Origin of the sequence: Kitasatospora sp. NPDC058406, assembly GCF_042722765.1 — a bacterium.
Lineage (GTDB): Bacteria > Actinomycetota > Actinomycetes > Streptomycetales > Streptomycetaceae > Kitasatospora.
This window is the reverse complement of sequence record NZ_JBHXKE010000328.1, coordinates 1-8,225: the sequence shown is the minus strand read 5'-3', so window position 1 is coordinate 8,225 and position 8,225 is coordinate 1. Positions and strand designations below refer to the sequence as shown.

At 74.8% G+C, this 8,225-nt stretch carries 7 protein-coding genes; 4 read left to right on the top strand and 3 right to left on the bottom strand.

Annotated features, from left to right (window positions below; translation table 11 throughout):
* Positions 1-39: 39 nt before the first annotated feature.
* Positions 40-786 (bottom strand): SDR family NAD(P)-dependent oxidoreductase, encoded by a 747-nt coding sequence (locus ACFWOG_RS37405; protein WP_329879829.1) that lies wholly within the window; start codon positions 784-786, stop codon positions 40-42.
* A complete protein-coding gene (locus ACFWOG_RS37400; RefSeq protein ID WP_329947647.1) occupies positions 783-1,784 on the bottom strand; it encodes a methyltransferase in 1,002 nt (333 codons plus the stop codon). Before ACFWOG_RS37400 ends, ACFWOG_RS37405 begins: the two co-directional genes overlap by 4 nt.
* Positions 1,785-1,880: 96 nt before the next feature.
* Between ACFWOG_RS37400 and ACFWOG_RS37395 the strand changes: the two genes are divergently transcribed.
* On the top strand, positions 1,881-2,924 hold the full coding sequence (locus tag ACFWOG_RS37395) for an aldo/keto reductase (protein WP_380363909.1): 1,044 nt from the start codon (positions 1,881-1,883) through the stop codon (positions 2,922-2,924).
* A gap of 93 nt (positions 2,925-3,017) precedes the next feature.
* On the opposite strand, the gene ACFWOG_RS37390 is transcribed toward ACFWOG_RS37395, so the two are convergent.
* Complete coding sequence (locus ACFWOG_RS37390) at positions 3,018-4,487, bottom strand: amidohydrolase (RefSeq protein ID WP_380363907.1); 1,470 nt, start codon at positions 4,485-4,487, stop codon at positions 3,018-3,020.
* A gap of 115 nt (positions 4,488-4,602) precedes the next feature.
* Between ACFWOG_RS37390 and ACFWOG_RS37385 the strand changes: the two genes are divergently transcribed.
* Genes ACFWOG_RS37385 through ACFWOG_RS37375 form a run of 3 tightly spaced genes read left to right on the top strand, consistent with a single transcriptional unit; the run spans position 4,603 to position 8,113 of the window.
* Positions 4,603-5,550, top strand: a complete 948-nt coding sequence (locus tag ACFWOG_RS37385) for an alpha/beta hydrolase (protein WP_329879833.1) — start codon at positions 4,603-4,605, stop codon at positions 5,548-5,550.
* Positions 5,550-6,317, top strand: coding sequence for an ABC transporter ATP-binding protein (locus ACFWOG_RS37380; protein WP_329879835.1), 768 nt, complete (start codon positions 5,550-5,552; stop codon positions 6,315-6,317). The genes ACFWOG_RS37385 and ACFWOG_RS37380 overlap by 1 nt, the downstream gene beginning before the upstream one ends.
* A complete protein-coding gene (locus ACFWOG_RS37375) occupies positions 6,314-8,113 on the top strand; it encodes an ATP-binding cassette domain-containing protein (RefSeq protein ID WP_380363904.1) in 1,800 nt (599 codons plus the stop codon). Before ACFWOG_RS37380 ends, ACFWOG_RS37375 begins: the two co-directional genes overlap by 4 nt.
* Positions 8,114-8,225: the final 112 nt, after the last annotated feature.

The window sequence follows — 8,225 nt, the reverse complement described above, 5'->3', positions numbered from 1 at the left end:
AGTCCGAGGACTCCCGCCCCTTCCGGGTTCTGCGGGGGGTCACACCAGCAGCTGGCCGCCGTCCACCTGCACCACGGCGCCGGTGATGTGCCGGGCCTGTCCGGAGGCCAGGAACAGCACCAGGGGCGTCAGGTCGGACGTCTCGGCGATCCGGCCGAGCGGGATGCGCGTCTCCCAGAGACCGCGCGCCGTCTCGTCCTCCATCAGCGGCGCCGTCATCGGCGTGTGCACCGGCCCGGGGGCGACGCCGTTGACCCGGATGCCGTGCCCGGCGAGTTCGAGGGCCGCGGTCCGGGTGAGGGCGTCCACCCCGGCCTTGGTGGCCTCGTAGTGGCCGAGCCCCGGGGTCGGCTGGCGGGCCCCGATCGAGCTGATGTTGACGATCGCCCCGCCCCGGCCGGTGTCGGCCATCTGCCGGCCGACCACCTGGGTCACCGTGAAGGTGCCACGCAGGTTGACCGAGACGACCAGGTCGAAGATCTCGGCGGGCAGGTCGAGCAGCGGACCGCCGCCGCCGGCCAGGCCCGCGTTGTTGACCAGGACCTCGACCGGGCCGAACCGCGCGGTGGCCTCGGCCAGGGCGGCGGTCACGCTCTCCCGGTCGGTGACGTCCATCGTGACGGCGAGCGCGCCGGCGCCGATCCCCTCCGCCACCGTGTCGGCCGCCGCACGGTTCAGGTCGGCGACCACCACCCGGTCGCCGGCCGCCGCGAACGCCTCGGCGACCGCCCGGCCGATGCCGCTGCCCGCCCCGGTGACCAGGACGACGCGCCCTTCGGTGCTCATCGTGCCTCCGCGATGAGGATGCGCGGGCTGCCGGGCAGCGCGCGGGTCTCGACGGGCTCCCAGCCGGCCTCGCGCAGCCAGCCTCGGACCTCGTCCTCCGGGTAGACGATCGTGCCGTCGATCACCAGGTACTCGCCGGCGTGCAGGGCGTCGATGCCGCGCTGCTGCTCGTCGGAGTCGAGGAAGAAGTCGAGCAGGACCAGCTTCGCACCCTCGGCCGCCGCCGCGCGCGCCCGGCGGACGATGGCGCGGTTCTGCTCGGCGTCGAAGCGGTGGGCCACGTGCTCCAGCAGCACCAGGTCGAAGCCTCCCGGGACGTCGCCCGTGACGGCGTCGCCCTCGACGATCTCCACCCGGTCGTCCACCCCGGCGCCGGCCAGCACGCCCCGGGCGTGGCCGACCAGCTCGCCGGCCGAGAGGAAGGTGCCCCTGAGGCCGGGGGCGGCCTTGAGGGCCTCGGCCAGGAACGAGCCGGAGAGGCCGCCGAGGTCCAGCACCCGCTCGTGCGCGGTGAAGTCGTAGTGCTCGGCGAGCTGGCGGGCGTGCAGCGCGTTGTAGGTCATCACGCCGGCCAGGAAGGTGGTCATCCGGTCGCCGCCGAGGTCCAGCCGGTTGGGCTCGGCGGTCCGGCTGGTCTCGCCGAAGCCCAGCCAGTGGCCGTAGCTGATCTCGTCGAGGAAGGTCAGGAAGGGGCGCAGGTCGATCTCGCCCTCGGCGCCGGTGAGGTAGGCGGCGGTGCTCGCGGAGTTCGCGTAGCGTCCGGCCGTGCGCTCCAGCAGTCCGAGGCCGGCCATCGCGTCGGCCAGGATGCGGCTGGTGCGTTCCGGCAGGCCGGTGCGGGCGGCGATCTGCGGGACGTCCTGCGGGCCGTCGGCGAGCGCGGCGAACAGGCCCGCGTCGGCGGCGGCGAAGAGCTGCTTGGCGGCCATGTAGCCGACGGCCACGTCGACGATCGGCGTCGGGTCCGCGGAACGGGGGGATTCCGGACGAAGGGACATATCGCGTCCTCCTTGACGGTCAAAGAATATGCCGGATGCTATACGATCGTCTTCCCGGCGGCCAGAGCCGGACTACTCGGATCCCAGGAGGTTGACGTGGAGCTCTCGCAGGCTGACTCCCCCCACGGCGGTGCGGGCGCGCCGGACGGTGCGTCCGCGACGGACCGCGTGCCCCGGCGCAGGCTCGGCGCCGACGGCCCGGAGGTGCCGGTGTTCGGCCTCGGCTCGTGGAACACCTGGGACCGGATGACCACCGACGAGGCCGCCGAGCTGGTCTCCCGCGCCGTCGCGCGCGGGGTCGACCTGTTCGACGTCGCCCACTACAACTTCGGGCCGCACGCGGAGAACGCGGTCACCGACATCATCTTCGGCGAGGCGGTCCGCACCGCCGGCCTGGCCCGCGAGGACTACCTTCTCTGCGGGAAGCTCTGGCTCTGGGACTACCCGAAGGCGTCGTTCGCGGAGCAGCTGGACGTCTCGCTGGCCCGGGTCGGCACCGACCGCGCCGACTTCGTGGTGGCCGGCGACCACCTCGGCGAGCTGGACGTCCACTCCGTGGTCACCGACGTCGCCGAGCTGGTGCGGGCCGGGCGGTTCACCGCCTGGGGCGTCAACAACTGGTCCGCCGACGACCTGTGGGCCGCCCGCCGGTTCGCGCTCGCCGAGGGCATGGTCCCGCCGTCGTTCGCCCAGCTCAAGTACAGCCTGGCCCGCCGCTCGGTGCCCGAGGGGGAGCCCTACGGCCAGCTCTTCGACGAGGCCGGGCTCGGCCTCCAGGCCTCCGACGTCTTCGAGGGCGGCATCCTGGCCGGCAAGCTGCACCCGCAGCGCAAGATCGGCGCCGACCCGGGCGGCATCCGCGAGCGGATCCGGGAGTCCTACCCGGAGGTGCTGCGGGTCGCGGAACGCTTCGGCGCCACGCCGGCCCAGCTGGCCGTCGCCTTCACGCTCACCCACCGGGCGGCCGCCAGCGTGCTGTTCGGCGCCAGCAGCATCGAGCAGTTCGAGACCAACCTCGGCGCGCTGGACCTGCTGGAGCGCCACGGCGGCGAACTGCGCGAGGCGGTCGCCGGTCTCTGGCTGGACCGCGACGTCGTCCACCCCGGCGCCTCCTGGGGCACCGACGCCCCGGCCCGCTGACGCCCGTCCGGCAGGGCCCGTCGGGTCCGTTCCGTCCGTTCCGTCCGTCCTGCCCGTCGCGTCCGCCGGGCCGCGGCGGTCACCGCTCCGGGCTCAGACCTCGTGCACCACCCGGCCGTCGACCACCGTCATCGCCACCGGGACCTCGGGCAGCGCACCCGGGTCGACGTCCCGCAGGTCCGCGCCGAGCAGGCACAGGTCGGCGACCTTCCCGGCCTCCAGGGTGCCCTTCCAGCGCTCGGCGCCGTCCTGCCGGGCCGGCGCCACGGTGTAGGCGTACAGCGCCTCGTCGAGCGCGAGCCGCTGCCCGCGGCCTCCCGCGGTGCCGTCGGCCCCGGCCCGGGTGGCCGCCGCCGCCACGCCGGCCCGCCAGTCCGGAGCGAGCACCGGCGCGTCCGAGCTGAGGCAGAGCGGGACACCGGCGGTCAGCGCGTCGCGCACCGGCCAGGCGTGGGCGAGGGCGTCCGGGCCGAGGGCCCCGGCGAGCATCGGGGCGGTCGCGGCGGCGATGCCCGGCTGGGTGTTCAGTCCGACCCCGGCGGCGGCCATCGCGGCGAGCGTCGCCGGGTGGACGACGTCGCCGTGGATGAGGTAGTGGCGGCCGTCCCGGCCGTCCGTCGCGCGGGCCTCGGCGAAGGCCCCGGTGACCACCCGGGTGGTTCGGCTGCCGGTGGCGTGCACCCCGATCTGGTGACCGGCCGCGTGCGCGGCGCGGATCATCGAGCGCAGGTTCACCTCGCGCTCGCCGGCGTCGGCGCCGTCCACCAGCAGGGCGCCGTGGCCGCCGTCGGCGTACGGCTCCTCGCTCCACGCGCTGCCCATCGGCGGGATGCCGTCGGCGAAGATCTTCACCCCGGCGACGCGGAACCAGCCGGGGACCTCGGCCGGCGCCCGGAACCCGGCCAGGCCGCGCAGCAGGTCGGTGGCGCTGCTCGCGCCGTCCAGCAGGCCGAACAGCAGCAGCGCGGTGACCCGGGCGCGCAGCAGTCCCTCGGCGGCCAGCTCGGCGTACTCGTGCAGGACGGCGGAGGAGAAGCAGCCGGTGGGTCCGGCGTCCTCGCCGGGTCCGAGGCCCGGTTCGGTGTAGCTGGTGACGCCGAGCGAGGCGAGCAGGTCGCCGGTGCGGAGGATCGCGCGGCGCCGCTCGGCGGGGGTGGTGAGGGCGGCGAGCGCCGGCCCCTCGCCCGCGTGGTCGTGCGCGTGCCCGTCGTGCCCGTGCGCGTCGTGCCCGTGCCCGCCTCCGGGGTGGTCCGGCCCGCCGCCGGTCGGGGCGGCCGCGGCGAGCTGGGCCATCAGGGTGTCCGGCCACATGGTGCCGAGCCACGCCCCGTGCAGGTGCGAGTCGTTGATCCCGGGGATCAGCGAGCGTCCGCGCAGTTCCACCACGCGGGTACCGGGTCCGACGAGCGGCGCGACCTCGGCGTCGGTGCCGGTCCGGAGGATGGTCCCCCCGCTGACCGCGAGCGCCTGGGCGACCGTCCGGGCGCCGTCCATCGTGTGGACACGGCCACCCCTCATGACCAGGTCAGCCGTGGTGATTCCGGTCTGGAGTCCGTTGCGCATCTTCTTGCTCCCAGCTCTGGACACCGTGGATTGTGACTCTTAACGTACATGGAATCAGATACGATTTGCGAGTGCCGGACCCCTACGACGGCACCCGGGCAATCGGAGGTAAACGATGCCCCTGCACCCCGAGGCACAGCTGATCATCGACCGGGCCGGTGCGGCGGAGCAGCCCGCCCAGCCCGTCGAACTCGATGCCCAGACCATGCGCGAACAGTTCCGCACCACCTGGACCATGCCCGAGACGCTCCCGGCCGTCGGTTCGGTGGCCGACACCACCGTGCCGGGCCCGGCGGGCGACATCCCCGTACGGATCTACACCCCCGAGGGCGAGGGCCCCTTCCCTGCCTTCGTCTGGCTGCACGGCGGCGGATGGACCATCGGCTGTCTCGACGAGAACGAGTACTCCTGCCGCGCCGTCTGCGCCGCCTCCGGCGCGGTGGTCGTCTCGGTGGACTACCGGCTCGCGCCGGAACACCCCTACCCGGCCGCCGCGGACGACTGCTACGCCGTCCTCACCTGGCTCCACGAGCACGGCGCCACCATCGGCGTCGACCCCGGGCGGCTCGCCGTCGGCGGGGAGAGCGCGGGCGGCAACCTCGCCGCCGTCACCGGTCTGCGCGCCCGCGACCTCGGCGGCCCCCGGATCTCCCTCCAGGTCCTGATCTCCCCGGTGGTCGCCCACCCCGACGAGGGCCGGCTCTCCTACCGCGACTTCGCCGACGGCTACTTCCTGTCCAAGGACAGCATGGACTGGTTCTTCACCCAGTACCCGCGCGACGAGGCGGACCTCGCCGACCCGTACCTGCTCCCGCTGCGCGCCCGCGACCTCTCCGGACTGCCCCGCGCACTCGTCCTGGAGGCCGAGTACGACGTGCTCCGCGACGAGGGCGAGGAGTACGCCCGGGCGCTCGCCGCGGCCGGGGTCGAGACCTCCCTGGTCCGGTTCGACGGCCTCATCCACGGCTTCTTCGGCCTGCTCGCCACCGACCTCACCGACGCCGCCCGGGCCCACGCCCTGGTCGCCGACGCCATCCGCTCCGCCTGCGGCGGAGCCGCGTGATGACGCCCGCGCTCGCACTGCGCGACGTCAGCATCAGCCGGGCCGAGGCCCCGGTCGTCCACGGGGTCAGCCTGGACGTCGCCCCCGCCTCGGTGACCGTCCTGCTCGGGGCCAACGGCGCCGGGAAGACCACCCTGATGGACGGCATCGCCGGCCTGGTCCGCTGCACCTCCGGCACCGTCACCCTCGACGGCAAACCCCTCGACAAACTCTCCACCTACCGCCGCGCCACCTCCGGCCTGGCCTACGTGGAGCAGTCCCGCAGCGTCTTCCGCACCCTGACGGTCGAGCAGAACCTGCTGGTCGCCCAGCGGCAGGGCGCCGACCTCGACACGGCGTACCGGCTCTTCCCCGAGCTGGACAAGCGGCGCGGCCTGCAGGCCGGCCACCTCTCCGGCGGCGAGCAGCAGATGCTCGTCCTCGGGCGGGCCCTGGTCGCCGGGCCGAAGACGATCCTGATCGACGAGATGTCCTCCGGCCTCGCGCCGGTGGTCGTCCACCGCCTGATGAAGGCCGTCGCCGACCTGGTGGACCTCGGCATCGCGGTGCTGCTCATCGAGCAGTTCGCCCATCTCGCGCTGGAGATCGGCAGCCGCGCGTACGTGCTCAGCAAGGGCCGGCTGGCCTTCGACGGCCCGTGCGCCGAGCTTCGCGGTGACGCGGAGCGCCTGCACGACTTCTACTTCGGCGCGACCCCGGCACCCGCCGCCGCGGCGGCGGGCGCCCACAGCCCGGGCAGCGCCCCGGCGGAAAGCGAGGGAGCATGAGCCTCACCGAGAGACTGGCCACCGACCGCCGGGCGCTCGTCACCGGCCTCGGCGCCGCCGTCGCCGCCTGCGTCCTGGTGCCGGCCCTGCTGCCGCCCTACTGGGTGTACCTGGCGATCACCGCCGTGGTCAGCGCCGTCATCATGCAGAGCTACGGCGTCATCGTCGGCCGGGTCGGCGTGATGTCGCTCTGCCAGATGTCCTTCGCCTCGATCGGCGCCTGGGTGGTGCTGAGGCTCAACGTCGCGCAGGCCCCCGGCGGGTTCCTGGTCTGGCTGGTGCTCGGCGGTCTGGCCGCCGTCCCGGTCGGGGTCGCCATCGGGCTCCCGGCGCTGCGGATCCGGGGCGTCAACCTGGCCGTGGTGACCTTCGGCTTCGCGGTCTCGGCCGACATCGTGCTGAACGCCAACCAGTTCCCCGGCATGTCCGAGCTCAAGACCCTGGAGCGGCCCGCCCTGTTCGAGGACGACGGCGGCTACTTCGTCCTGGTCGTGATCGTCTTCACCGTGCTGGCCCTCGGGCTCGCCCTGCTGAACCGCACCCGGCTCGGGATGTCCTGGGCCGAGCTGCGGCACTCCGAGCGGGCCGCAGCCGCGCACGGCGTCTCGGTCGCCCGCGCCAAGCTGGCCGCGTTCGCGATCAGCGCCTTCGTCGCGGGTGTCGGCGGCGGTCTGATGGCCGGACAGTTCGGCCTGGTCGTGCCCGGCAACTTCGCCATGATGCAGTCGCTCGCACTGTTCGCGGTCGCCGTCCTGATCGGCCCGCACAACCCCGAGGGCGCCGTGATGGGCGGGGTCTTCGGCGCGGTGATGGCCACCGTGCTGGAGAAGCTGGACCTGCCGCAGGACCTCGGCGGCATGCTGTTCGGGGTCGGCGCCGTCCTGGCCCTGCGCAGCGGGGTCAGCCAGACCGACTTCACCCGGGCCCGCAAGCGCGAACGCGCGGCGCGGAGGTTCCTGGAGACCCACGAGGCCCGGCCGGCCGCCGGGCTCCCGGCCGCCGAGGACCTGCCGGGGCCGCCCGCCGCATCCGCCCCCGCCGCATCCGCCCCCGTGGCATCCGCTCCCGCCGCGGCCGGCGGCGAACCGGCCCTGACCGTACGGGGGTTGACCGTCCGCTACGGGTCGGTGACCGCCCTGGAGGGCGTCGACCTGACCGTCCCGCGGGGCGCCGTGGTCGGACTCATCGGCCCCAACGGCGCCGGCAAGTCCACCTTCATCGCCGCCGTCACCGGTTTCGTCGGCGGCTACGAGGGGAGCGTGGCGCTCGTCGGATCCCCGATCGACCGGCTCAGCCCCAGCGCCCGCGCCACCCGCGGCCTGCGCCGCACCTTCCAGACCACCACCATCGCCCCGGAACTCACCCAGTACGAGTACCTCACCATCGGCGCCGGGCGCCGGCTCTCCACGGAGGAGGCCGACGAACTGCTCGCGTTCTTCGGCTGCCCGCCCGGCCGGCTGCCGGTCTCGATGGTCGACGCGGGTGCCCGCCGCCTGCTGGACGTCGCCGCCGCCGTCGCCGCCCGGCCCGCCGTCGCCCTGCTCGACGAGCCCGCCGCCGGTCAGTCCGCCGCCGAGTCGCTCGCGCTCGGCCGCCGGCTGGCGCAGGTCCCGGCCCGGTTCGGCGTCTCCGTCCTGCTCGTCGAGCACGACATGGACCTCGTCCAGGCCGCCTGCTCCGAGGTCACCGTCCTCGACTTCGGCCACGTCATCGCCACCGGCCCGACCGGCGAGGTGCTCGCCGACCCGACCGTGATGGCCGCCTACCTCGGCACCGCGGACCTCCCGGTCGGCTGACCGCCGCCCGCCGCCCGCCGCCCGCCGCCCCCCCCCCCCCGCCCCCCCCCCCCCGCCCCCCCCCCCCCCCCCCCCCCGCCCCCCCCCCGCCCCCCCCCCCCCCCCCCCCCCC